Genomic DNA, 22,680 nt, shown 5'->3' on the forward strand with positions numbered 1-22,680 from the left:
TCTGGATGCACATAAATATTGTGTCTACGGAAGATCCAATGTGGGAGCGAGCTTGCTCGCGATAGCGGTGGCTCAGCCACATAGATGCCGGAATAAGCCCCGCTCTTGCTTTGGATCTTGATCTTGATCTTGACGCCCCGTTAAACCACGCTGGCCGAACGCAGGCATTGCGCAGTGGGCATCCCGGCATGGATGCCGGGATAGCCGCGCTGGGCCATGGATGGCCCTTCGCGGCGGGCCCACGGAGCAATGCCGGAGTGAGGGCACACCGAGCCTAGGCGAGGTGCCGAGTGGTGGGGCAAAGCGCTTTTGGTTACTTTTGGCGCTCTTCCAAAAGTGACCCGCCGTAAGGGCGGAACCCTAAGCCGCCGTTACCGCAGAAACGGATATACACCCTTACCCCAATGGGTCGAAACTGAAGATCCACAGCCTTAAGTGAACAGCATTAGGCCCTGGCCGGTTTTTTTGTGGGCACTCCAAAATCTCATACCCACCGCAGCCCCCTGTGGGAGCGAGCTTGCTCGCGATAGCGGTGGATCAGCTTGCATCGATGTTGAATGTGCCGCCGCCTTCGCGAGCAAGCTCGCTCCCACAAGGGCCGGCGGTGGGCATCAACTTTTGCAACACCCCGACGCCAGTTCCTTGAGGATCGGGCAGTCCGGGCGGTGGTCGCCGTGGCAGTGTTCCACCAGATCCTGGAGGGTGTCGCGAAGCTCAGCCAGTTCGCGGATTTTCTGGTTCAGTTCTTCGATGTGCTGGCGGGCCAGGGCCTTGACGTCGGCGCTGGCGCGTTGGCGGTCTTGCCAGAGGGTCAGCAGTTTGCCGACCTCTTCCAGGGAAAACCCCAAGTCGCGAGAGCGCTTGATAAAGGCCAGGGTGTGCAGGTCATCGGCGCCGTAGATCCGATAGCCGCTGTCGGTACGATGGGCGGCCTTGAGCAGGCCGATGGATTCGTAATAGCGGATCATCTTCGCGCTCAGGCCGCTCTGGCGGGCCGCTTGGCCGATGTTCATCGCTTGTCCTCCAGCTGCTTGGGTGTCCAGAACTTCAACAGTAACGCATTGCTGACCACACTGACGCTCGACAGCGCCATGGCCGCGCCGGCCAGCACCGGGTTGAGAAACCCGAAAGCCGCCAGGGGGATGCCGACCAGGTTATAGACGAACGCCCAGAACAGGTTCTGGCGGATCTTGGCGTAGGTCTTGCGGCTGATGTCCAGCGCCGCCGGCACCAGTCGCGGATCGCCGCGCATGAGGGTGATGCCCGCGGCATGCATCGCCACGTCGGTGCCGCCGCCCATGGCAATGCCGATGTCGGCGGCGGCCAGGGCGGGGGCGTCGTTGATGCCGTCGCCCACCATCGCCACCACCGAATGGCGCTTCAACTGTTGGACGATGGCGGATTTGTCCGCTGGCAAAACCTCGGCATGGACATTGGAGATACCCAGCGCCTGGGCCACGACCCGGGCGCTGCCTTGATTGTCGCCGGTGAGCAAGTGGCTGGCGATGTGCTGTTCATTCAAGGCCTGTACCGCGGCGAGGGCGCCGGGCTTGAGCGTGTCACCGAAGGCGAACAGGCCGAGCACCCGAGGCGTCGCGCCTTGTTCGATCAGCCAGGACAGCGTGCGGCCTTCGTTTTCCCAAGCCTGTGCCGACTTGGCCAGCGAACCGGGCTCCAGGCCCAGTTCGTCCAGCAGGCGTCGATTGCCCAGGGCCAGGCGGCGTCCGTCGAGGCTGCCGGCGATACCGCGTCCAGCCAGGGACTGGCTGTCGCTGACATCCGCCACGTCCAGGCCACGCTCGGCGCAGGTGTCCAACACGGCTTTGGCGAGAGGGTGCTCACTGCCGCGTTGCAGGGCGCCGGCCATTTTCAGCAGCGCGTCTTCATCTCCCTCCAGAGCCGTCAAGTGGGCGATGCGCGGCGTGCCGGAGGTCAGGGTGCCGGTCTTGTCGAATACTACGGTGTCGACTTCATGGGCGCGCTCCAGGGCCTCGGCGTCCTTGATCAGAATCCCGTGGCGAGCGGCCACGCCGGTGCCAGCCATGATCGCCGTGGGCGTCGCCAGGCCCAGGGCGCAGGGGCAAGCGATCACCAGCACGGCGACGGCGTTGATCAGCGCGGTTTCCAGTGGCGCACCGTACAGCCACCAGCCGATCAACGTCGCCAGGGCCAGCACCAGCACCACCGGTACGAACACCTGGCTGACTTTATCCACCAGTTTCTGGATCGGTGCCTTGGCGGCCTGGGCGTCTTCCACCAGGCGGATGATGCGCGCCAGGACGGTTTCGGTACCCAGGGCCAGCGTGCGTACCAGCAGCCGGCCTTCGCCATTGATGGCGCCGCCGGTGACTTTGTCGCCGGGCTGCTTGGGCACCGGCAGGCTTTCGCCGCTGATCAGCGCTTCGTCGGCGTGGCTCTGGCCTTCCAGCACTTCGCCGTCCACCGGGAAGCGTTCGCCGGGTTTGACCAGAACCAGGTCATTCAAGCGCAGGGCGCTGATGGCAACGTCCCGCTCCTGGCCATCGACTACCTGGATCGCCCGCTCTGGCCGCAAAGCCTCGAGGGCGCGGATGGCGCTGGCGGTTTGTCGCTTGGCGCGGCTTTCCAGGTATTTACCGAGCAGTACCAGGGCAATCACCACGGCCGAGGCTTCGAAATACAGGTGCGGCATGCCGCCAGGGCGGGCAATCACCCATTCATAAAGGCTCAAACCGTAGCCGGCGCTGGTACCCAAGGCCACCAGCAGGTCCATGTTCCCCGCACCGGCACGCACGGCCTTGAAGGCGGCGACGTAGAAACGTGCACCGAAGATGAATTGCACCGGCGTGGCCAGGGCGAACTGCACCCAGGCCGGGAGCATCCAATGCACGCCGAACGGCTGCAGCAGCATGGGCAGTACCAGCGGCACGGACAGCGCAATCGCCAGCATCAATATCAGGCGTTCACGGTTCAGGCGATTGGCCTGCGTGTCAGCGGGCTGTTCGGCCTGCCAGACAGTGGCGTCATAGCCGGCGCGCTTGACCGCATCGATCAGGGTTTGCGGGTCCACCTGGCCGAGCAGTTCGAGGTGGGCCCGCTCATTGGCAAGGTTGACGCTGACCCTGTTCACGCCGTCGACCTTGCCCAGGGCGCGTTCGACCCGGCCGACACAGGAGGCGCAGGTCATCCCGTCGATGTTCAGCTCCAGGGTTTGCACGGGGACGCTATAGCCGGCCTGTTCGACGGCCTGCATCAAGGCTGGCAGGCTGCCTTCGGGGGCCTGCACGCGCGCCAGTTCAGTGGCCAGGTTCACACTGACAGCGCGGGTGCCGGTGACTTTGCTCAAGGCCCGCTCGACCCGCCCGGCGCAGCTGGCGCAGGTCATGCCGGCAATCGGTAGATCGAACGTGGTGGATTCGGACATCGGTCAGGCTCCCTGTAGTGAATGACTACAGGATCAACCTTGCCATGCGGGCAAGGTCAAGCGCCAATCCAAAAAGCGCTGCCGATCCCTGATTTGGGAGCTGGCTCTGTGGGAGCAAGGCTTGCCCGCGATGAAAGCACCGCAGTCTTTGAGTGACCGCGGCGCCTGGATCGCGAGCAAGCTTTGCTCCCACAAAGCTTGCTCACCGGTGCAAGTGGTGTGTCAGTAACCGAGCCCAGCCTGTTTGAGGTACATGCCTTGTTCATTCATGGCGATGCGGAACTTCAGGATGTCACCGGCCCTGAGGGTGATGTTCTGCGACCCTGGTGCGAGCATGCCCGGGTTGCACCCCGGTGCCTGACCTGGCAGCAACTTCAGGCGCAAGGAAAACTGGCCCGGCGGCAGGTTGAACGAAGTGCTTTGCTCCTGGAACAGCCTGGCCGAGAGCTGATCCTGGATGTAGATGCCGATTTCGCAATTGGTCGACACTTCCAGGCGCTCGCGGGAAATGATCACCACGCCATAGTCTTCGCCGGCGGCCGAGGCCTGGGGCGCCACCGCTGAAAAACCGAGCATGCAAAACAGGCTGAACGCTGACCAGCGCATGGCTGAACCTCCGGTGTTAAATCCTTGATGTGTGCAGCTTGGCTGAGCGCGATGCCGATTGCCAGCCCGGCAGTTTTTGTCAGAACTTGACCTTGCCATGATGGCAAGCTTGAGACTGCTGGCAACCTCAATCCCAAGGAGTCATCTCATGCACACTTTCAATGTCCAGGGCATGTCGTGCGGTCACTGCGTCAAGGCTATCACCCAGGCTGTCCAGGCCAAGGACCCGGCGGCCGATGTGCAAATCGACCTGGGTGCCAAGACTGTCCAGGTCCAGAGTTCGTTGCCGGCCGATGCCGTGCTTGCGGCCATCAAGGAGGAGGGCTATGAGGCCAGCCCTGCTTGAAGTTTTTTAATCGTTAGCGACCTACCGGAATGTTCAAGAGCGTCCGGCACGGCTAGACTGTCAGGCTGTCGAACGACGCCTGAGCGGGACGCCCGATGAACCTCCGTACCATTCTGATTCTTGGCGCCTTGAGCGCTTTCGGTCCCTTGGCGATCGACTTCTACCTGCCTGCCTTTCCGGCGATGGCGACGGCCTTCGGTACCGACGAAAAACACATTCAGTTGACCCTGGCGGCTTATTTCCTCGGCTTGTCCATCGGGCAACTGGCCTATGGGCCGGTGGCGGATCGCTTCGGACGGCGCATTCCATTGCTGACCGGTGTTGGTTTGTTCACCCTGGCCTCCCTGGCCTGCGCCTACGCGCCGAGCCTGGAATGGCTGATCGGCGCCCGCTTCGTCCAGGCCCTGGGTGGGTGCGCCGGGATGGTGATCTCGCGGGCGGTGGTCAGCGACAAATGCGACGCGGTGGGTTCGGCCAAGGTGTTTTCGCAGTTGATGCTGGTGATGGGCCTGGCGCCGATTCTCGCGCCGATGCTGGGCGGGTTGCTGGTGAACCTGCATGGTTGGCAATCGATCTTCATTGCCCTGACCGTGTTCAGCGCATTGGCGTCGATGGCGGTGGCCTTGTGGCTGCCGGAAAGCTTGCCGGACCATGTGCCTCGGCAACCGTTGTCGGGGGCATTGCGCCAATATGGCCGGTTATTGACCGACGCCGTCTTCCTCGGTCATGCGCTGACGGGAGGCATCGCTATCGCTGGGATGTTTGCCTACATCGCCGGTTCGCCTTTCGTCTTCATCAAGCTCTACGGGGTACCGGCCGAACACTTCGGTTGGCTGTTCGGCACCAACGCGGCGGGCTTCATCCTGGTTGCCCAGGTCAACGCCCGGCTGCTGTCCAAGCGCGGTCCGGCGTTCCTGCTGAGCCGCGCGGTATGGGTCTACCTGGGCGCCGGGCTGAGCCTGTTGGCCGTCAGCGCCTTGCAACCTGCGCAGTTGTGGCCGCTGCTGGTTCCGCTGTTTATCTGCATCGCCAGCCTGGGGTGCATCCTGCCCAACGCCTCGGCTTGCGCCATGAATGGGCAGGGCGCCCGGGCCGGCAGTGCTTCGGCGATGCTCGGATGCCTGCAGTTTTCCGTGGCCGCCGGGGCAGCTGCGTTGGTGGCGGCGCTGCATGACGGCACCGCCGTGCCAATGGCGCTGGTCATCAGCCTTTGCGGGCTGTTGGTGGTGGGCGCAGCGATGCTGACCCGTCGCCTGCAAAATGCCCGGGCGCTGGCCCAGGCCAGTCGCGAAGGCTGACTCAGCCGGCCGCGCGCTGCTGTTGTTCGGGGAAATGATGGGGCGCGAGGATCCGCGCTTGCAGAGTGTGGGCGAAGGCCTGGGCTTCGGCCTCGGTACGGAAGGTGACGACGTGCTGGTCAAGGCGTACTTGCCATTGGGATTTTGCCACTTCTTTTATCAGGATCTTCATTGCTGACCTCCTCACGAAAAGATTGCGTTGCAAAGGCCTCGAGTGTAGACCCGAATGCGATCGCAATTGTGACAAGGATCAATTCTCGGACTGACGGCATGGTTTTTTGTGGGAGCAAAGCTTGCTCGCGATAAATGGCGACGCGGTTTTATAGAGAACCGCGGTGCCTCCATCGCGAGCAAGCTTTGCTCCCACAAGCGCCAGGCCCTCATCGCGGGTCAGAAGCCCTCGAGCACAATCTTGCCCTTGGCCTTGCCGCTTTCCAGCAAGGCATGCGCCCGGCGCAGGTTCTCGGCGTTGATGGTGCCGAAATGCTCGCCAACCGTGGTCTTCAGCGTGCCGGCGTCGATCAGGGCGGCCACGCGGTTGAGCAGTTTGTGTTGTTCAAGCATGTCGGCCGTCTCGAACAGCGAGCGGGTGTACATGAATTCCCAATGCAACGACAGGCTCTTGCGCTTGAGCTTGGTCACGTCCAGCGCCTTGGGATCGTCGATCAGCGCCAGTTTGCCCTGGGGCGCGAGGGCTTCGACCAACTGGTCCAGATGCTGGTCGGTCTGGGTCAGGCTGGCGACGTGAGTCACCTGGGGCTGGCCCGCTTCTTTCAACACTTCGCTCAATGGCTGGCTGTGGTCGATCACCAGGTCGGCCCCCAGGCTGCGCACCCAATCCTGGGTCTGCACACGGGACGCGGTGCCGATCACCTTCAGCCCGGTGAGTTGGCTGGCCAGTTGCGTCAGGATCGAACCCACGCCGCCCGCAGCGCCGACGATCAACAGGCTCTGGCCCAGGTCGCTTTGGCCTTCCTGGATTTGCAGGCGCTCGAACAACAACTCCCAGGCGGTAATGGCCGTCAGCGGTAGCGCCGCCGCTTCGGCGAAACCAAGGGTTTTGGGCATGTGGCCGACGATGCGCTCATCCACTACGTGCAACTCGCTGTTGCCGCCGGCCCGGGCGATGGAGCCGGCGTAGAACACCTGGTCCCCGGCCTTGAACAGCGTGACCTCGCTGCCCACCGCCTTGACCACGCCGGCCACGTCCCAGCCCAGCACCTTGGCTGCGCCACCTTCGGGCTGGACGTTCTGGCGGACTTTGGTGTCCACCGGGTTGACCGAGATGGCCTTGACCTCCACCAGCAGGTCCCTGGGACCGGCGACCGGTTCCGGCAGCTCGATGTCCTGGAGCGATTGCGGGTCGGTGATGGGCAATGAGTGGTAGTAGGCGATGGCTTTCATGAAGCGGCTCCGTGAGATGAGTTCGATGAAGGCCATGTTTAGCTATTTATCGTCGAGATAAAACCGGCTAAAAGAACAGGCTCTTTCAATAATTTTTTGATAATGGAGTCGTCATGCTTCGCTTCGATGACTTGCAGTTGTTTGTCCGGGCGGCGGACCTGGGCAGTCTTTCGGCTGCGGCCAGGGTCATGGACCTGTCGGCGGCGGTGGCCAGTGCCGCGTTGAAACGGATCGAGCAGCACCTCGGCGCGCGGCTGTTGGCCCGCTCCACCCGTAGCCTGCGCCTGACGGCCGAAGGTGAGGGTTTTCTCGAATATGCCCGGGCTGCATTGAGCAGCCTTGACGAGGGCCGGCGGTTGTTGACCAGCGGCCAGGATCAGGTCAGTGGGGTGTTGCAGTTGTCCGCACCGTCGGACCTGGGACGCAACCTGCTGCTGCCCTGGCTGGACGCGTTCCAGCGCGAGCACCCCGGGCTGACGGTGCGGCTGTTGCTGGGCGATCGCATGGCCGATCTGTTCAAGCAGCCGGTGGACATCGCCTTGCGTTATGGCGAGCCGGAAGATTCAAGCCTGGTCGCCTTGCCCATTGCCGCGGATAACCGCCGGGTGTTGTGTGCATCGCCGGACTATCTGGCTCGCCAGGGTGAACCCCATCAGCTGGAACAACTGGCCCAGCACAACTGCCTGTTGTACATGCTTGGCAGTCGGGTCCATGACCGATGGGGTTTTCATGACGGCAAACGGGAAGTGAGCCTCACCGTCAGTGGCGACCGTTTCAGTGACGACGCCGATGTGGTGCGGCGCTGGGCGGTGGCGGGTGCCGGGATTGCCTATAAATCGTGGCTGGATGTGTCCACCGACGTGCTGGCCGGGCGCTTGAAAATCCTCTTGCCGCACCTGCAATGCGAACGCGCGCCCCTCAATCTGCTGTGTGCCCACCGGGCGCAATTGAGCAAGCCCATCAACCTTTTGCGAGACATGCTCCAGGTCCGCTGCGGTGAGTTGACGGCTCGTTTTCCACGCTCGACGGGGGCCGGCCATTAGTCGCGGGCAAATAGAGAATTTTCCCTCAGGAACAATCGCCTCCAAAGGTTTCCGGAGGACAGGAAAGCTCGACCGCCCCGCTTATACTAGCGACCGCCTGCGCCAGAGCAGTAGACGAATGATTCAACAGGGAGTGAATACATGGAACATGCACCTTGCATCAGCCAGATCGCCACGCTGCTGGCTGACCCCAAGCGCAGCGCAATGATGTGGGCCTTGATGGACGGCACGGCCCGCCAGGCCGAGGAGTTGGCGTTGCTCGCCGGGTTGTCGCCGTCCTCGGCCAACGCGCATCTGGGACGCCTGTCCGCCGGAGGCCTGTTGAAAGTCGAGGCCCGGGGCCGCAAGCGGTTTTTCCGCCTGGCAGCGCCTGAAATCGGTGCTGCCGTCGAAGCGCTGGCCAGCGCGACGCTGGTCAGTACGCCGCGGCAGATTCCAGACGTCTTCAAGCGCCGGGTCATGCCGACCAAGGCGCCGTCGGCCCCTGCTTCGTTGATGCGCGCCAGGCTTTGCGACGATCACCTGGGGGGAACCCTGGCGGCCGACCTCTACCAGCGCCTGCTGGACGCCGGATGGATCGAGCAGTTCGAGCAGCGGGTGATCGTCACCCACAAGGGCGCCAATCAACTGGCCGGACGTGGCCTGTTCATCCAGGCCCTGGCCCATCGCAACACCCACATCGCCTGTGCCTGCCCGGACTGGAGCGAGCGTCGTCCACACCTGGGGGGCGCGCTGGGGGCGGCCCTGCTGCAACTGTTCATGCAGTCGGGTTGGCTGAGCTTGCCCAACGATTCGCGAGCCCTGCAGGTGACGACGCTCGGCCAGCAGGAAATCCACCGGTTCGCCCGGCAGGACACGGTGGAGATGGCAATCTAGGGAACGCTCCTGATGCGTCGCTCAGGGCTGTCGGCAGGTCGTATTCAGCAATAGCCACCTGCGAGGTTCGCGCACACTCGGTTCGGGGAATTATCGGATTGGGGGAGGCAGCATGGACACTCACGGCTACAGCGCGGCGGAACGCCTGGAACGGTTACCCATCAGCGGTTACCACCGGGTCATCTTCATCATCATCGCCCTGGCGTTTTTCTTCGACTCCATGGACCTGGCGATGATGACGTTCCTGTTGGGATCGATCAAAGCCGAGTTCGGCCTGAGCACCGCCCAGGCCGGTTTGCTCGCCAGCTCCAGCTTCTTCGGCATGGTGGTAGGGGCGTCGCTGTCGGGCATGCTGGCCGATCGTTTCGGGCGCAAACCGGTGTTCCAGTGGAGCATCGTGCTGTGGGGCATTGCCAGTTACTTGTGCTCCACGGCCCAGGACATCGAGACCTTGACGCTGTTTCGCATCCTGCTGGGCATCGGCATGGGCATGGAGTTTCCGATTGCCCAGTCGATGCTTTCGGAGCTGATCCCGGCCAAGCGTCGGGGCCGCTACATCGCTTTGATGGATGGCTTCTGGCCGCTGGGTTTCGTGGCGGCGGGGGTGCTGTCGTATTTTCTGCTGCCGGTGATCGGCTGGCGCGACATCTTTTTGGTGCTGGCGGTGCCGGCGGTGTTTGTCCTGGCGATTCGTTTCTTCATTCCCGAGTCGCCGCGCTGGCTGGAACAGGCCGGCCGGGGTGATGAAGCAGACGCGGTGCTCAAGCGAATCGAAGACAAGGTCCGCGCTTCGCTGGGGCGTCGCGACCTGCCGGAGCCGATCCGTTTGCCAAGGGTTGAGAGCACGCCGGGTAATTTCTTTTCGGCCCTGGCGCAGATCTGGTCGCCGCTGTATCGCCAGCGCACGATGATGATCTGGAGCGTCTGGTTCTTTGCCTTGCTCGGTTTCTACGGCCTGACTTCCTGGCTCAGTGCGTTGTTGCAGCAGTCGGGGTTCGCGGTGACCCAGTCGGTGTATTACACCGTGCTGATTTCCCTGGGCGGGATTCCCGGCTTCTTGATGGCGGCCTGGCTGGTGGAGCGCTGGGGGCGCAAACCGGTGTGCGTCATCACGTTGCTGGGCGGTGGGGCGATGGCGTTTCTGTATGGGCAGAGCGCGGTGTTTGGCGGCAACGTCGGCCTGTTGATCGGCACCGGGCTGCTGATGCAGTTTTTCCTGTTCGGCATGTGGGCGGTGCTCTACACCTACACGCCGGAGCTGTACCCCACCTCGGCCCGGGCCACCGGCTCGGGCTTTGCTTCGGCCGTGGGACGCGTCGGTTCGCTGCTCGGCCCGCTGGTGACCGGGCTGGTATTCCCCATCACCGGCCAGGGTGGCGTGTTCGCCCTGGGCGCGTTGTGCTTCGCCGTGGCGGCGGGGGTGGTCTGGTTGTTCGGGATGGAGACGCGGGGCAAGACGTTGGAGGAGTTGAGCGAAGCGACCGTCGCCGACTAAACACTATCCCCTGTGGGAGCGAGCTTGCTCGCGATTGCGGTCTGGCATTCGACATCGATGTCGACTAATACACCGCCATCGCGACCAGGCTCGCTCCCACAATTGGATCTGCGTCCAACCGTGGATTTGCAAGCGATCAAAAAACTGTGGGAGCGGGCTTGCTCGCGATAGCGGTGTGTCAGTCGATATTGATGTTGGCTGATCCAAAGCTATCGCGAGCAAGCTCGCTCCCACAGGGTTGATTGTCGGGCTTAAGGTTTCACCAGCCGCGCATCCAGGCTGTTCTGGGCCAGGCGCTTGGCCTGGTCCTGGGTCATGCCCAGGTGGGTATACAGCGCGTGGAAGTTCTCGGTGACGTAGCCGCCGAAGTACGCCGGGTCATCGGAGTTCACCGTCACTTTCACGCCGCGCTCGAGCATGTCGAGGATGTTGTGCTGCGACATGTCGTCGAATACGCACAGCTTGGTGTTGGACAGCGGGCACACGGTCAATGGAATCTGCTCGTCGATGATCCGCTGCATCAGCCGCTCATCTTCGATGGCTCGCACACCATGGTCGATGCGCTGAATCTTCAGCAGGTCCAGGGCTTCCCAGATGTACTCGGGCGGGCCTTCTTCGCCGGCGTGGGCGACGGTCAGGAAGCCTTCGTTGCGCGCGCGGTCGAATACCCGTTGGAACTTGCTCGGTGGATGGCCCATTTCCGAACTGTCCAGGCCCACGGCCACGAAGGCCTCGCGGAATGGCAGCGCCTGGTCGAGGGTCTTCTCGGCTTGTTCTTCGCTCAGGTGGCGCAGGAAACTCAGGATCAGGCCGCTGGTGATGCCCAGTTGCTGCTCGCCATCCTTGAGGGCGGCGGCGATGCCGTTGAGCACCACTTCGAACGGGATACCACGGTCGGTGTGGGTCTGCGGGTCGAAGAACGGTTCGGTGTGGATCACGTTCTGCGCCTTGCAACGCAACAGGTAGGCCCAGGTCAGGTCGTAGAAATCCTGGGAGGTGCGCAGCACATCGGCGCCCTGGTAATACAGGTCGAGGAATTCCTGCAGGTTGTTGAAGGCATAGGCCTTGCGCAGGGTATCGACGTCGCTCCACGGCAGGGCGATCTTGTTGCGTTCGGCCAGGGCGAACAGCAACTCAGGCTCCAGCGAGCCTTCCAGGTGCAGGTGCAGTTCAGCCTTGGGCAGGGCGTTCAGCCAGTCGTACATGGTCTTTTCTCATCAGCGAATCGATGGCGGGCATTCTACAGGCGCTGGCCGCCCTGTCGGGTAAAACCTGACCGGCTGATCCACTACACGGCAAGCGACTCACGCCGGTAAGCATAGGTGTCGGCGAAGCGCGACAGCAGGAATTCGGTGCAGGTAGTCGTTGGGTACTTTGGCGGGTGGGCGTCATCCTGGCAACCGGGCAGGCATTGGATCAGCGTGTCGGGGTGCGGCTCGGCAAAGAACGGCATCGAGTACCGGTCCACCCCCAGCGGGCTGATCACCCGATGCGGCGTGGACAGGTAACGGTCGTTGCTCCAGCGCGCCATCATGTCGCCGAGATTGACCACGAAGGTGCCGTCGAGGGGCGGCGCGTCGATCCACTGGCCGTCGATGTTGCGCACTTGCAGGCCGCCGGCGGCGTCCTGGTAGAGCAGGGTGATGCAACCATAATCGGTATGGGCGCCGGCACCTTGCTGCTCGGCGCTGCTGGCGGTGTCGCGGGGCGGGTAGTGGATCAGGCGCAGCACGCTGACCGGTTCGTTGAAGCGCGTGTCGAAAAAGTCCCGCTCGATACCCAGGGCCAGGGTCATGGCTCGCAGCAGGGTTTGCGCAAGCGCCTGCATGTCGCGGTAATGCTGCTCCATCAAGGCTTCCCAGCCGCCCAGTTCAGGATGTCGGTTGGGGCCGCGCAGCGGTTTTTCCGCCAGCACCTCCGGATGATCGGCCGGCAAGTGCAGGCCCATGTCGAAGGTTTCCTTCAGGTCGCTGGGTTTGGTCGGGTCCAGTTGTTCCGTGGCGACGGCGCCATAACCACGGTGGTGGCGGGTCTGGGTGATGTCGATCTTGAGTTTTTCTTCGACGGGCAGGGCGAAGAAGCGTTGGGCACTGCCCAGTACCTCGGCGATGCGCGCCGGGCTGATGGGGTGGCCCTTGATATAGAAAAAGCCCCATTGGCGGCAGGCGCGGTCGATTTGCCCGGCGACGGCTTGCCAGGCGTCGGGCTCGTCGCCGTAGAGCGGGCTGATGTCGATGATGGGAAGGCTGTTCATGCGGCGTTCCTGAACTTAAAGGGGTACTCAATGTGGGAGCGAGCCTGCTCGCGATAGCGGACTTACATTCAACATGGATGTCGACAGATAAATCGCTATCGCGAGCAGGCTCGCTCCCACAGGGTTTTGTGTTGATTAGCCAGTTACTTGGGAATCTCAGCCTTCATGCCTTCGACGTAATAATTCATCGACGCCAGTTCCGCGTTGGTGGCGCTCACGCCCGCCGGGATTTTCTCGACGCCGGCCTGGTCCTTGATCGGGCCGGTGAACGGATGGAAGGCGCCGCTCTCGATGTCAGCGATGATCTGCTCGGCTTCGCCCTTGACTGCTGCCGGCACCAGGTCGCTGATCGGCAGTTTCACCGTGCCTTCCTTCAGGCCACCCCAGTAGTCCTGGGATTTCCAGCTATGGTCGAGCACGCTCTGGGTCGCCTGGATGTAATGCGGGCCCCAGTCATTGACGATGGACGTCAGCACCGCCTTGGGCCCGAAGTGAGCCATGTCCGAAGCGTAGCCCACCGCATAGACGCCGCGTCGCTCGGCAGCCTGGATCGGCGCCGGGCTGTCGGTGTGCTGGAACACCACGTCCACGCCCTGGTCGATCAGCGCGTTGGCGGCGTCGGCTTCCTTGCCCGGGTCGAACCAGGAGTTGACCCACACCACTTTGATCTCGGTACCGGGGTTGTACTTGTTCAGGGCCAGTTGGATGGCATTGATGTCGCGGATGACTTCCGGGATCGGGAAGGACGCGACGTAGCCGATCTTCTTGGTCTTGGTCATCTTGGCCGCGAGGAAACCGCCGACGTAGCGGCCCTCGTAGGTGCGAGCCAGGTACGTGCCCAGGTTCTTGTCTTGCTTATAGCCGGTGGCGTGTTCGAAGGTCACCTTGGGAAACTGCTTGGCGACTTTCAGCGTCGGGTTCATGTAGCCGAAGGAGGTGGTGAAGATCAGGTCGTATTTGTCCTTGGCCATGTTGCGGATCACCCGCTCGGCGTCGGCACCCTCCGGCACGTTTTCCACGTAGTTGGTGGTGATCTGCTCGCCGAATTTCGCCGCCAGCTCCTTGCGCCCTTGTTCATGCTGATAGGTCCAGCCGTGGTCGCCGATCGGGCCGATGTAGACGAAGCCGACCTTCAGCGGGTCGGCGGCACTGGCATTCAGACCGGCGCCCAGGCCGACGGCGGCGACGACGGCGCAAAGCAACTTCTTCAAGGGGCGTTTGTGCATGAACTCGAACTCCATTTTGTTGTGAGGTTGGCTGTGCAGCATCAATGCAAAATGCTGACCAACAGGACAACAAATAGTCGATACCTTGTTGCCGTCATCGCGGGCAAGCCTTGCTCCCACAAGTGCAAGGCCAAACCATGTGGAATCAGGCCTTGCCCCAACAGATGGGCAGCCCAACCTCATGGGAGGGCAAGCTCGCTTCACAAGTGCACCGCGATACTTGTGGGAGCAAGGCTTGCCCGCGATGAGGCCTTTGAGAACAATAAAGGTGCACCCTGCCTGCAAGCGCCACCCCCTGGTGCATCACCCCGAACGAAACGTTCTCCGCCCCCTATAGTCAGTAACTCATGACCCCGCCCACGGTGACAGGCCCGCGATGCTCACTTTGCTCAAGCAAGAAAAACTGCTGTTGCTGGCGCTGATCGCTGCGTGTATCGCCTATCCGCTGGAGCACTGGCTGCTGGGCAGCGGGCAAGTGGTGGCGCTGACCGGCGGCCTGGCCCTGATCGGTTTCATCGTCGCGGCGTCCATGCGCGTGGCCCATCACGCCGAACTGCTGGCGGAAAAGGTCGGTGATCCCTACGGCACGATGATCCTGACGCTGTCGGCGGTACTGGTGGAGGTGGTGATCCTGGCGATCATGATGAGCAACGAGGCTTCGTCGACGTTGGTGCGGGACACGATCTACTCGGCGGTGATGCTCGACATCAACGGCATCCTCGGGCTCGCGGCGCTGATGGGCGGGATCAAGCATGGCGAGCAGGCCTACAACGACGATTCGGCGCGCACCTACAGCGTGATGATTCTCACCGCCATGGGGGTATCGATGGTGGTGCCGGAGTTCATTCCCCGCGAGAGCTGGAAAATCTATTCGGCCTTTACCATCGGCGCGATGATCGTGCTGTACACCTTGTTCCTGCGCATGCAGGTCGGGCCCCACAGTTACTTCTTCAGCTACAGCTATCCGGAAAAACGTCGCAAGAAAGAGCCGGTGGAAAACGAACCGGAACCCATCAGTCTGACGCTTTCCATCGGCGCGCTGGTGTTTGGCGTGGTGGTGATCGGCGCCCTGGCCGAAGTCATGTCCAAGGCCCTCGACCTGGGGTTGGAAGGCTCGGGTGCGCCGCCGGTGGTCACGGCGATCCTGGTGGCCGCCATCTCCGCCGCACCGGAAATCCTCACCGCCCTGCGCGCCGCCCTCGCTAATCGCATGCAGTCGGTGGTGAATATCGCGCTGGGCGCTTCGCTGTCCACCGTGATCCTCACTGTGCCCATTATGGAAGCCATGGCCCTCTACACCGGCCAGCCGTTCCAGATGGCAATGACCCCGGTGCAGACGGTGATGATCTTCATCACCCTGATTGTCAGCGCGATCAACCTCAACGATGGCGAGACCAATGCCATCGAAGGCATGACCCATTTTGTGTTGTTTGCGACGTTCATCATGTTGTCCCTGCTGGGCCTCTAGAAGAGCATCGCGGGCAAGCCTTGCTCCCACAGATCAATGAAAGTCTGTGGGACTCATGGACATCTGTGGGAGCAAGGCTTGCCCGCGATGGCGTCCGGTCAGGTGCCGGCGATCAATTCCCGCGCCGCCTGGCTGTGATCGGCAATCAAGCCCTTCAAGTCCAACCCCTCGACCTGCCCGTCGATGACCCGCCATTGCCCACCGATCATCACCCGATCAGCCCGATCTGCACCGCACAGCAACAGCGCCGAGACCGGGTCGTGGCTGCCGGAAAAGCGCAGCTCATCAAGCTTGAACAGCGCCAGGTCGGCCTGTTTGCCCACCGCCAGTTCGCCGATATCGCTGCGCCCGAGCAGTTGCGCCGAGCCCCGGGTCGCCCAGCCCAGCACGCGTTCCGGCGTGATCGCTTGCGCGCCGTAGCGCAGGCGCTGGATGTACAGCGCCTGGCGGGTTTCGAGGATCATGTTCGAGGCATCGTTGGATGCCGAACCGTCTACCCCCAGGCCCACGGGAGCGCCGGCGGCGGTCAGGTCCAGGGTCGGGCAAATGCCCGAGGCCAGGCGCATGTTCGAACTCGGGCAGTGACAGATGCCGGTACCGGCGGCGCCGAGACGGGCGATTTCATCCGGGTTGAAATGAATGCCGTGGGCCAGCCAGGTACGCGGGCCAAGCCAGCCGACGCTGTCCAGGTAGTCCACGGTGCGCAGGCCAAAGCGTTGCAGGCAAAACGCTTCTTCATCGAGGGTTTCAGCCAGGTGCGTGTGCAGGCGTACGTCGAGCTTTTCCGCCAGTTCGGCGCTGGCGCTCATGATCTGCGGCGTGACCGAAAACGGCGAGCAGGGTGCCAGGGCAATCTGGATCTGCGCGCCGTCGCCGCGCTCGTGGTACTGACCGATCAAGCGCTGGCTGTCGTCGAGAATCACCTGGCCCTGCTGCACAGTCTGCTGCGGCGGCAAGCCACCGTCGGCCTCGCCCAGGCTCATGGAACCGCGGGTCAGCATCGCGCGCATGCCCAGTTCACGAACACTCTGCACCTGCACGTCGATGGCATTTTCCAGGCCTTCGGGAAACAGGTAATGGTGGTCGGCCGCCGTGGTGCAGCCCGACAGCAGCAACTCGGCCAAGGCCACTTTGCTGGCCAGGGCAAGTTTTTCCGGGGTCAGCCGCGCCCACACCGGGTAGAGGGTCTTCAGCCAGGGAAACAGCGGCTGGTTCACCACCGGCGCCCAGGCGCGGGTCAGGGTCTGGTAGAAGTGATGGTGGGTGTTGATCAACCCCGGCAGGATCACATGCTCGCGCGCGTCGAAGAGGTTGTCACAGGGCTGGGCGGGTTGCTGGCCGGCGCTCAGCAGTTCGACGATCACACCGTCCTGCAGGACGAGGCCGCCACGGGCATCGAGGTCGTTGGCCGTGAAAGTGGCGAGGGGATTTTTTAACCAGGTACGGGTCGCAGGCATGGTGGCCGGCTCCTCTGAAAGTGGGTTCAGGTTAGCCAGCTCAGTGATGCCCTGTCTGCTGATCCAGGGTCGCCGTGGGGGGCGAGGTTTGGAGTGTACTTAGGTTACGCCGCACATATCCAGTGCCTAACCAAGATCCAATGTGGGAGCGAGCCTGCTCGCGATAGCGGTGTATCAGTCGACATCAATGCTGGATGTAAAACCGCATCGCGAGCAGGCTCGCTCCCACAGGAGGTAGGCGGTGTTTACCAAGGGATTGTTTCGCCCCTGTAGTTGACGAAGTGATGCCCGCCCTTGCCGGCGAAGGCATTCACTTGGTCGATCAGCCCGCGAGTGCTGGTCTCGACATCGATGTCCGCGCCTTCGCCGCCCATGTCGGTCTTCACCCAACCCGGGTGCAGCGACAGCACGGTCAATGTCTGCTCGCCCAGTTGGCTGACAAAACTATTGGTCATGGAGTTGAGCGCCGCCTTGCTGGCCTTGTACAGCGCCAGCTCCGGCGCGTCGGGCATGGTCACGCTGCCCAGCACCGAACTCATGAAGGCGAGCACGCCGCTGCCGTCGCGGATCTGGCCGACAAAGCGTTGGGCCAGGTTGATCGGCGCCACGGCGTTGGTGAAGAACAACTGGCCGACTTCGGCCAGCGTCGCGCCGCCCGGGTTCTGGTTGTCCGGGCCCTTGACGCCGGCATTGACGAACAGCAGGTCGAAGGTCTCGCCCTTGAGCTGTTGGCTCAGGGCGATGACCGCTTGCTGGTCGTCCATGTCGAGTTTTTCGATCCGCACCGGGCCCAGCGCCTTCAAAGCCTCTGCGTTCTGCGGGTTGCGCACGGTGGCGGTCACGTTCCAGCCATCGCTGAGCAGCGTCTTCACCAGACCGAGGCCCAGGCCCCGGGAGGCGCCGATGATCAATGCGTTTCTTGCCGAATTCATGAGAGGCATCCTTGAAAGAAAAAGGTCATGGATTTAATGGACAGCGTTGCCCGAGCCGTTGTTTCAGCTCGTGACGCAACGCATCGAGTTCGGTGATGCGGGTTTCGATCAGGTTCAGTTTGTCTTGCAGCAATTGCGTCACCGCGCAGTCCGGATCGGGGGCGTTCCACAGGGCGCCAACGCTGGCGCTGATCTCGCCCAGGGTAAAGCCCAGGCGCTGGGCGGTCTTGATATAGAGCACCAGTTGCACTATGTCGGCGGGGTAGTCGCGATAGCCATTGGCGCTACGCGACGCCGCGATCAGGCCCCGTTGCTCGTAGAAGCGCAGCGTGTCTCGACTGACGGCACAGGCCTGGGCTAATTCACCGATGCGCATTGCGGAACTCCTGAGGACTTGACCTTGGAGCATACCCCAGGCTTTAGCCTATTCGCTCCCCAATTATCTGGAGCAAAGTGTATGTGGACTTCGATGCAATACCGCCGGGTGGTGCTTGGCAGCGCCTGGTACGACCTGATCGTGTCGGCCGCGCTGGTCACGCCGTGGAGCTTTGCGGCGCTGCATGGTGTGTTGATGAGTTTGACTCAGCTATTCGACCTGCCTGGAGAACTGCCGCCGTTTGCGCCGGCGCATGTGCTGATGGTGAATCTGCTCGGCTCGATTGTCTGCGTGTGGTCGGTGCTACGGATTCGGGATCCGCAGGCACTGTATGGGCGTTATGACGCGGTGGGGCGGTTTCTGTTTGCAGCCTGGATGCTGTATGCGCTGCTTCATGGGGCCAATGCGGTGTTGTGGGTTTTCCTGTTTTTCGAGGTGGTGTGGGGCTTGGTTCAGGTGTTGCCTGTTCGGGACTCATCGCGGTCAAGCCTTGCTCCCACAGGTCACTGACAGTCTGTGGGACTCATGAAAGCCTGTGGGAGCAAGGCTTGCCCGCGATAAGCGCGCCGCGGTCTATCTCAATGCCCCGCCTGCCAAGGCTGTCCCAGGGACACCGGCGCATACAGTCGAGTGCGCACGGCATCCCGGGACAACAGCACCAGCACCACAATGGTCGCGGCATACGGCAGCATCGCCAGCAGACTCGATGGAATCGCCAGGCCCAGCCCCTGGGCCACCAAGTGCAGGATGCTGGCGAGGCCGAACAGGTAGGCGCCCAGCAGCAGGCGCCACACCCGCCAACTGGCGAACACCACCAGCGCCAGGGCGATCCAGCCGCGCCCGGCGCTCATGTTTTCAGCCCACAGCGGCGTGTAGGCCAACGACAGATAGGCGCCGGCCAGCCCGGCCATGGCGCCGCCAAACAACACCGCCAGGGTTCGCACCCGTAGCACCGGCAGGCCCATGGCGCTGGCGGCATCGGGGTTTTCCCCGACGGCCTGGATGATCAATCCCGCGCGGCTTTTCATGATCGTCCACGCCACCAGGGCAAACAGGGCGAAGGACAGGTAAACCAGCATATCCTGGGCAAACAGCATCCGCCCGATCAACGGGATGTCACTCAGGTAGGGAATCGCCAGCGGCTCGAACCCGGCCAGCGGTTTGCCGACCCAGGCCGCGCCGACAAAGCTCGACAAGCCCACGCCGAAAATCGTCAGCGCCAGCCCGGTGGCCACCTGATTGGCGTTGAACACCAGCGCCACCAGCGCGAACAACGCCGACAACAGCATGCCGGCAGCCATCGCCAGCAGCACGCCGAGCCAGAGGTTGCCGCTGTTGAACGCGACGATAAAACCGATCACCGCACCGAACAGCATCATGCCTTCCTGGCCCAGGTTGAGGACGCCGCTTTTTTCGCAGACCAATTCACCCAGGGCTACCAGCAGCAACGGCGTGCCGCAGCGGACCATGGCGTAGAAAATATTGCTCAACAGGTCGAAATCCATCACAGCGCTCCTGCCTGTACGGCGGTGGTTCGGGTACGTCGGGCCCAGCGCAGGTTGAGGCGTGGCCGGTACAGAATCAGCACGTCGCAGGCCAACAGGAAAAACAGCATCATCCCCTGGAACAGTTGGGTGATTGCCTGGGGCAGGTTCAACGACATCTGCGCGCTCTCACCGCCGATGTACAGCAGGGCCATCAGCAGGCTGGCAAACAGAATGCCGATGGGATTGAGGCGCCCCAGGAACGCCACGGTAATCGCCGCATAGCCGTAGCCCGGCGACACCTGCGGCACCAGTTGGCCGATCGGCCCGGTCACTTCGCAGACGCCGGCCAGCCCGGCCAGCGCACCGCTGATCAACAACGCCAGCCACACCAGCGGTTTCTGGCGAAAGCCGGCGAAACCGGCGGCGCGGGCGTCGAGACCCAGCACCTTGATCTGAAAGCCGACGAAGCTTTTCTGCAACAAGACCCACACCGCCACCAGCGCCAGCAGGGCGAAATACAGCCCGGCATGGACCCGGCCATCCTCCAGCAGCAACGGCAGGCGACTGGCCTCGCCGAACATCGCCGACTCCGGGAAGTTGAACCCCGCCGGGTCTTTCAACGGTCCGTGAACGCAAAACAGCAACAGGTTCAAGGCGATGTAATTGAGCATGATGCTGGTGAGGATTTCATTGGCATTGAAGCGCGTGCGCAGCCACGCCGTGAGCCCGGCCCACGCCGCTCCGGCCAAGGTGCCGGTGAGCAGGATCAACACCAGCGCCCAGCGACTTTGCAGGCCGATGATGTTCACCGCCAAGGCGCTGCCGGCCAGGGCACCCAGCAGCAGTTGGCCTTCGGCGCCGATGTTCCAGATCCGCGCCTGATAGGCCACTGCCAGGCCGAGGGCGCACAGCAGGATCGGCAAGGTCTTGACCAGCCATTCGGACACGCCGTACAGGTCGCTGATCGGGGCGATCAACAAGGTGTACAGCGTTTGCAACGGGTCATGCCCGAGGGCGATAAACAGCAGTGAGCCGCAGCCCAGGGTCAACACGGCGGCCAAGAGCGGCGAGCACCAGAGCATCAGGCGCGATTGCTGGCCGCGAGGTTCGAGAGAAAGCAGCATGTAGAACTCCGTTAAACCGGCGCGGGGGCAGGGGATTGAGGGGCGTCGAACTGGCCGGCCATCCAGCCGCCGACGTCACTGAGCCGGGTCTCGACGGTGGGTCTCAAGGCCGACAGACGCCCACCGCACAAGGCACCGAGGCGATCGCTGATCTGGAACAGTTCATCGAGGTCTTCGGAGATCACCAGAATCGCCGCGCCTGCATCGCGCAGGGCAATCAGGGCGCGATGGATGGTCGCCGCCGCGCCGACGTCCACGCCCCAGGTCGGGTGAGCGGCCACCAGCAGCTTCGGCTGTTGGAGGATTTCCCGACCGAGAATGAATTTCTGCAGGTTGCCTCCCGAGAGGCTGCGCGCCGGGGTTTTGGTGTCGGGTGTCTTCACGCCAAAGCGACGGATGATCTCCTCGGCCAGGTGTTCGACCTTGCTGCGGCGAATCAGTCCGTGGCTGACCAGGCCCTGTTGGAAAGCGCTGAGCAAGGCGTTATCCGCCAGACTCAATTGCGGCACGGCGCCATGGCCCAAGCGTTCGGCGGGGACAAAGGCCAGCCCAAGCCGGCGACGGGCGTCGGGGCGTAGATAAGCCACGGGTTGCCCGTCGAATCGGATCGTTTCGCCTTGCTGGCGGGCAAGCGGAGTTTCTCCGCTGAGCAACGCCAGCCATTCGTCCTGGCCATTTCCCGCCACCCCGGCGATGCCGACGATTTCGCCGCTGCAGACCGCAAGGTCAATGTCCCGCAACGAGCAGCCGAACGGGTCCGGGTTGTGCCAGGACAGCTTGTTGATTTGCAGGAAGGCTTTGTCTGCGCTGACCTTGGGGTAGTCCGTGATCAGTCCGGCCGCTTCGCCGACCATCAGTTGCGCCAACTCCCGGTCCGAGCAGTGCGCCGGCGTGCAATGCCCCGACACCCGCCCGCCGCGCAGCACCGTGGCGCTGTGGCACAACGCTCGCACTTCCCCGAGCTTGTGGCTGATAAACAGGATGCTGCAGCCCTCGCTCGCCAGGCGGCGCAGGGTCACGAACAATTCTTCGGCTTCCGCGGGCGTGAGCACCGAAGTCGGTTCGTCGAGAATAAGCAGGCGAATGTCCTGCATCAGGCAGCGAATGATCTCCACCCGCTGCCGCTCGCCAATCGACAGGCTGTGGACCAGCCGCTGCGGTTCCAGCGTCATGCCATAGCGCCGGGAAACCTCGCGGATCTGAGGTTCCAGCTGCGCCGGCGTACCGGCTGCAGCGCCCATTGCCAGGGCAATGTTTTGCGCAACGGTGAGGGTTTCAAACAGCGAGAAATGCTGGAACACCATGCCGATTCCCAGGCTGCGGGCCTGGGCCGGGTTGCGCAGGTTGACGCGCTGGCCTTGCCAGATCACTTCACCCGAGTCGGCAGGGGTGACGCCGTAGATAATTTTCATCAGGGTACTTTTCCCCGCACCGTTTTCCCCGAGCAGGGCGTGGATCTCGCCGGGTTGGATGCTCAGGTCGATGGCGTCGTTGGCCAGGCAACCGGGGTAGCGTTTGCTGATGTTGCGCAATTGCAGGCGCGCGATGGAGTCGGGGTTGGACATGACAGGCTCGGGCCGATGGACAGGAATGCCTGTGGATAAAGCAATTTCCTGGCCATCAGGTCAGGAAATCACCTTGATCCCGCCGCCAAGGCCTTCTACGTGTGGCCCGGACGCCTGTCCAAGGGAAAATCTGCACCGGCTTGGCGCACGAGGATTGGGTGCAGGCACCGGTTTGCCCTGAAATGGGTGGTTAAAAATTGAGCAAGCGGCTGCGAGCCATGCCCTTCTTGGGGTGGCAGGAGCCATGAACGGGTTATCCACAGGTTGCTCCACAGTTATTGTGCGCAAGCCGGAAACTCGGGCATAAGCACTGCGAGGCT

21 protein-coding genes are annotated in these 22,680 nt (G+C 62.8%); 7 read left to right on the forward strand and 14 right to left on the reverse strand.

Going from position 1 to position 22,680, the window contains the following annotated elements:
- Window positions 1-611: 611 nt before the first annotated feature.
- The 3 genes from cueR to B0E42_RS15695 all read right to left on the reverse strand — a co-directional run bounded on the left by cueR (window position 612) and on the right by B0E42_RS15695 (window position 4,009).
- Window positions 612-1,013, reverse strand: coding sequence for a Cu(I)-responsive transcriptional regulator (gene cueR / locus B0E42_RS15685; protein ID WP_014336407.1), 402 nt, complete (start codon window positions 1,011-1,013; stop codon window positions 612-614).
- Entirely contained in the window at window positions 1,010-3,403 is a 2,394-nt protein-coding gene (locus tag B0E42_RS15690) for a heavy metal translocating P-type ATPase (protein ID WP_077506797.1), read from the reverse strand. The genes cueR and B0E42_RS15690 overlap by 4 nt, the downstream gene beginning before the upstream one ends.
- A 222-nt stretch (window positions 3,404-3,625) precedes the next feature.
- Window positions 3,626-4,009 carry a hypothetical protein gene (locus B0E42_RS15695; protein ID WP_018603226.1) on the reverse strand — a complete coding sequence of 128 codons (384 nt, stop codon included), beginning with the start codon at window positions 4,007-4,009 and terminating at the stop codon, window positions 3,626-3,628.
- Window positions 4,010-4,157: 148 nt separating this feature from the next.
- Here B0E42_RS15695 and B0E42_RS15700 point away from each other — a divergent pair, with 148 nt between their 5' ends.
- Window positions 4,158-4,355 carry a heavy-metal-associated domain-containing protein gene (locus B0E42_RS15700; RefSeq protein ID WP_053177948.1) on the forward strand — a complete coding sequence of 66 codons (198 nt, stop codon included), beginning with the start codon at window positions 4,158-4,160 and terminating at the stop codon, window positions 4,353-4,355.
- Window positions 4,356-4,450: 95 nt separating this feature from the next.
- Window positions 4,451-5,653: a multidrug effflux MFS transporter gene (locus B0E42_RS15705; protein ID WP_018603229.1), complete on the forward strand. Its 1,203-nt coding sequence runs from the start codon at window positions 4,451-4,453 to the stop codon at window positions 5,651-5,653.
- Window position 5,654: 1 nt separating this feature from the next.
- Here the strand turns inward: B0E42_RS15705 and B0E42_RS31160 are convergent, their stop codons facing one another.
- Both B0E42_RS31160 and B0E42_RS15710 read right to left on the reverse strand, forming a co-directional pair.
- On the reverse strand, window positions 5,655-5,825 hold the full coding sequence (locus B0E42_RS31160) for a hypothetical protein (protein WP_168188525.1): 171 nt from the start codon (window positions 5,823-5,825) through the stop codon (window positions 5,655-5,657).
- Between the two features lie 218 nt (window positions 5,826-6,043).
- Window positions 6,044-7,057 carry a zinc-binding alcohol dehydrogenase family protein gene (locus B0E42_RS15710; protein ID WP_053185478.1) on the reverse strand — a complete coding sequence of 338 codons (1,014 nt, stop codon included), beginning with the start codon at window positions 7,055-7,057 and terminating at the stop codon, window positions 6,044-6,046.
- Window positions 7,058-7,170: 113 nt separating this feature from the next.
- Between B0E42_RS15710 and B0E42_RS15715 the strand changes: the two genes are divergently transcribed.
- The 3 genes from B0E42_RS15715 to B0E42_RS15725 all read left to right on the forward strand — a co-directional run bounded on the left by B0E42_RS15715 (window position 7,171) and on the right by B0E42_RS15725 (window position 10,471).
- Window positions 7,171-8,100, forward strand: a complete 930-nt coding sequence (locus B0E42_RS15715; protein ID WP_053177950.1) for a LysR family transcriptional regulator — start codon at window positions 7,171-7,173, stop codon at window positions 8,098-8,100.
- Window positions 8,101-8,241: 141 nt separating this feature from the next.
- Window positions 8,242-8,976, forward strand: coding sequence for a helix-turn-helix transcriptional regulator (locus B0E42_RS15720; RefSeq protein WP_018603237.1), 735 nt, complete (start codon window positions 8,242-8,244; stop codon window positions 8,974-8,976).
- Window positions 8,977-9,088: 112 nt separating this feature from the next.
- Window positions 9,089-10,471, forward strand: coding sequence for an MFS transporter (locus tag B0E42_RS15725; RefSeq protein ID WP_077506798.1), 1,383 nt, complete (start codon window positions 9,089-9,091; stop codon window positions 10,469-10,471).
- A 251-nt stretch (window positions 10,472-10,722) separates the two neighbouring features.
- On the opposite strand, the gene B0E42_RS15730 is transcribed toward B0E42_RS15725, so the two are convergent.
- From B0E42_RS15730 to B0E42_RS15740, 3 genes are all read right to left on the reverse strand, one after another.
- Window positions 10,723-11,676 carry an adenosine deaminase gene (locus B0E42_RS15730; RefSeq protein ID WP_003197486.1) on the reverse strand — a complete coding sequence of 318 codons (954 nt, stop codon included), beginning with the start codon at window positions 11,674-11,676 and terminating at the stop codon, window positions 10,723-10,725.
- A gap of 83 nt (window positions 11,677-11,759) precedes the next feature.
- A complete protein-coding gene (locus B0E42_RS15735) occupies window positions 11,760-12,725 on the reverse strand; it encodes a 2-oxoglutarate and iron-dependent oxygenase domain-containing protein (protein WP_077506799.1) in 966 nt (321 codons plus the stop codon).
- A 143-nt stretch (window positions 12,726-12,868) separates the two neighbouring features.
- Window positions 12,869-13,951 carry a BMP family ABC transporter substrate-binding protein gene (locus B0E42_RS15740; RefSeq protein ID WP_033062469.1) on the reverse strand — a complete coding sequence of 361 codons (1,083 nt, stop codon included), beginning with the start codon at window positions 13,949-13,951 and terminating at the stop codon, window positions 12,869-12,871.
- 376 nt (window positions 13,952-14,327) lie between these two features.
- Here B0E42_RS15740 and B0E42_RS15745 point away from each other — a divergent pair, with 376 nt between their 5' ends.
- Entirely contained in the window at window positions 14,328-15,419 is a 1,092-nt protein-coding gene (locus B0E42_RS15745) for a calcium:proton antiporter (protein ID WP_018603248.1), read from the forward strand.
- Window positions 15,420-15,517: 98 nt separating this feature from the next.
- Here B0E42_RS15745 and B0E42_RS15750 read toward each other — a convergent pair whose 3' ends face one another.
- The 3 genes from B0E42_RS15750 to B0E42_RS15760 all read right to left on the reverse strand — a co-directional run bounded on the left by B0E42_RS15750 (window position 15,518) and on the right by B0E42_RS15760 (window position 18,184).
- Complete coding sequence (locus B0E42_RS15750) at window positions 15,518-16,876, reverse strand: 8-oxoguanine deaminase (protein ID WP_053178016.1); 1,359 nt, start codon at window positions 16,874-16,876, stop codon at window positions 15,518-15,520.
- A gap of 245 nt (window positions 16,877-17,121) precedes the next feature.
- The gene (locus tag B0E42_RS15755) at window positions 17,122-17,808 is read right to left on the reverse strand and encodes an SDR family oxidoreductase (RefSeq protein ID WP_014336422.1); all 687 of its coding nucleotides are present in this window, start codon (window positions 17,806-17,808) and stop codon (window positions 17,122-17,124) included.
- A gap of 25 nt (window positions 17,809-17,833) precedes the next feature.
- A complete protein-coding gene (locus B0E42_RS15760) occupies window positions 17,834-18,184 on the reverse strand; it encodes a MerR family transcriptional regulator (RefSeq protein ID WP_018605117.1) in 351 nt (116 codons plus the stop codon).
- 81 nt (window positions 18,185-18,265) lie between these two features.
- On the opposite strand from B0E42_RS15760, the gene B0E42_RS15765 reads away from it, so the two are divergent.
- Entirely contained in the window at window positions 18,266-18,694 is a 429-nt protein-coding gene (locus tag B0E42_RS15765) for a hypothetical protein (RefSeq protein ID WP_018605116.1), read from the forward strand.
- Between the two features lie 68 nt (window positions 18,695-18,762).
- Here B0E42_RS15765 and B0E42_RS15770 read toward each other — a convergent pair whose 3' ends face one another.
- From B0E42_RS15770 to B0E42_RS15780, 3 genes are read right to left on the reverse strand one after another with little or no spacing between them, the layout of a single operon-like run.
- Complete coding sequence (locus tag B0E42_RS15770; RefSeq protein WP_077506800.1) at window positions 18,763-19,689, reverse strand: ABC transporter permease; 927 nt, start codon at window positions 19,687-19,689, stop codon at window positions 18,763-18,765.
- Entirely contained in the window at window positions 19,689-20,795 is a 1,107-nt protein-coding gene (locus B0E42_RS15775) for an ABC transporter permease (RefSeq protein WP_046064423.1), read from the reverse strand. The genes B0E42_RS15770 and B0E42_RS15775 overlap by 1 nt, the downstream gene beginning before the upstream one ends.
- 11 nt (window positions 20,796-20,806) lie before the next feature.
- On the reverse strand, window positions 20,807-22,360 hold the full coding sequence (locus B0E42_RS15780) for an ABC transporter ATP-binding protein (RefSeq protein WP_077506801.1): 1,554 nt from the start codon (window positions 22,358-22,360) through the stop codon (window positions 20,807-20,809).
- Window positions 22,361-22,680: the final 320 nt, after the last annotated feature.

This window comes from Pseudomonas sp. A25(2017) (genome assembly GCF_002001065.1).
Lineage (GTDB): Bacteria > Pseudomonadota > Gammaproteobacteria > Pseudomonadales > Pseudomonadaceae > Aquipseudomonas > Aquipseudomonas kilonensis.

Bases quoted from the DNA above. Each gene is read 5' to 3' on its own strand.
- cueR (WP_014336407.1), bottom strand. From the start codon at position 1,013: ATGAACATCGGCCAAGCGGCCCGCCAGAGCGGCCTGAGCGCGAAGATG.
- B0E42_RS15700 (WP_053177948.1), top strand. From the start codon at position 4,158: ATGCACACTTTCAATGTCCAGGGCATGTCGTGCGGTCACTGCGTCAAG.
- B0E42_RS15745 (WP_018603248.1), top strand. From the start codon at position 14,328: ATGCTCACTTTGCTCAAGCAAGAAAAACTGCTGTTGCTGGCGCTGATC.
- B0E42_RS15695 (WP_018603226.1), bottom strand. From the start codon at position 4,009: ATGCGCTGGTCAGCGTTCAGCCTGTTTTGCATGCTCGGTTTTTCAGCG.
- B0E42_RS15760 (WP_018605117.1), bottom strand. From the start codon at position 18,184: ATGCGCATCGGTGAATTAGCCCAGGCCTGTGCCGTCAGTCGAGACACG.
- B0E42_RS15720 (WP_018603237.1), top strand. From the start codon at position 8,242: ATGGAACATGCACCTTGCATCAGCCAGATCGCCACGCTGCTGGCTGAC.
- B0E42_RS15715 (WP_053177950.1), top strand. From the start codon at position 7,171: ATGCTTCGCTTCGATGACTTGCAGTTGTTTGTCCGGGCGGCGGACCTG.
- B0E42_RS15735 (WP_077506799.1), bottom strand. From the start codon at position 12,725: ATGAACAGCCTTCCCATCATCGACATCAGCCCGCTCTACGGCGACGAG.
- B0E42_RS15765 (WP_018605116.1), top strand. From the start codon at position 18,266: ATGTGGACTTCGATGCAATACCGCCGGGTGGTGCTTGGCAGCGCCTGG.
- B0E42_RS15770 (WP_077506800.1), bottom strand. From the start codon at position 19,689: ATGGATTTCGACCTGTTGAGCAATATTTTCTACGCCATGGTCCGCTGC.
- B0E42_RS15775 (WP_046064423.1), bottom strand. From the start codon at position 20,795: ATGCTGCTTTCTCTCGAACCTCGCGGCCAGCAATCGCGCCTGATGCTC.
- B0E42_RS15755 (WP_014336422.1), bottom strand. From the start codon at position 17,808: ATGAATTCGGCAAGAAACGCATTGATCATCGGCGCCTCCCGGGGCCTG.
- B0E42_RS15725 (WP_077506798.1), top strand. From the start codon at position 9,089: ATGGACACTCACGGCTACAGCGCGGCGGAACGCCTGGAACGGTTACCC.
- B0E42_RS15730 (WP_003197486.1), bottom strand. From the start codon at position 11,676: ATGTACGACTGGCTGAACGCCCTGCCCAAGGCTGAACTGCACCTGCAC.
- B0E42_RS15710 (WP_053185478.1), bottom strand. From the start codon at position 7,057: ATGAAAGCCATCGCCTACTACCACTCATTGCCCATCACCGACCCGCAA.
- B0E42_RS15690 (WP_077506797.1), bottom strand. From the start codon at position 3,403: ATGTCCGAATCCACCACGTTCGATCTACCGATTGCCGGCATGACCTGC.
- B0E42_RS15740 (WP_033062469.1), bottom strand. From the start codon at position 13,951: ATGCACAAACGCCCCTTGAAGAAGTTGCTTTGCGCCGTCGTCGCCGCC.
- B0E42_RS15705 (WP_018603229.1), top strand. From the start codon at position 4,451: ATGAACCTCCGTACCATTCTGATTCTTGGCGCCTTGAGCGCTTTCGGT.
- B0E42_RS15780 (WP_077506801.1), bottom strand. From the start codon at position 22,360: ATGTCCAACCCCGACTCCATCGCGCGCCTGCAATTGCGCAACATCAGC.
- B0E42_RS15750 (WP_053178016.1), bottom strand. From the start codon at position 16,876: ATGCCTGCGACCCGTACCTGGTTAAAAAATCCCCTCGCCACTTTCACG.
- B0E42_RS31160 (WP_168188525.1), bottom strand. From the start codon at position 5,825: ATGAAGATCCTGATAAAAGAAGTGGCAAAATCCCAATGGCAAGTACGC.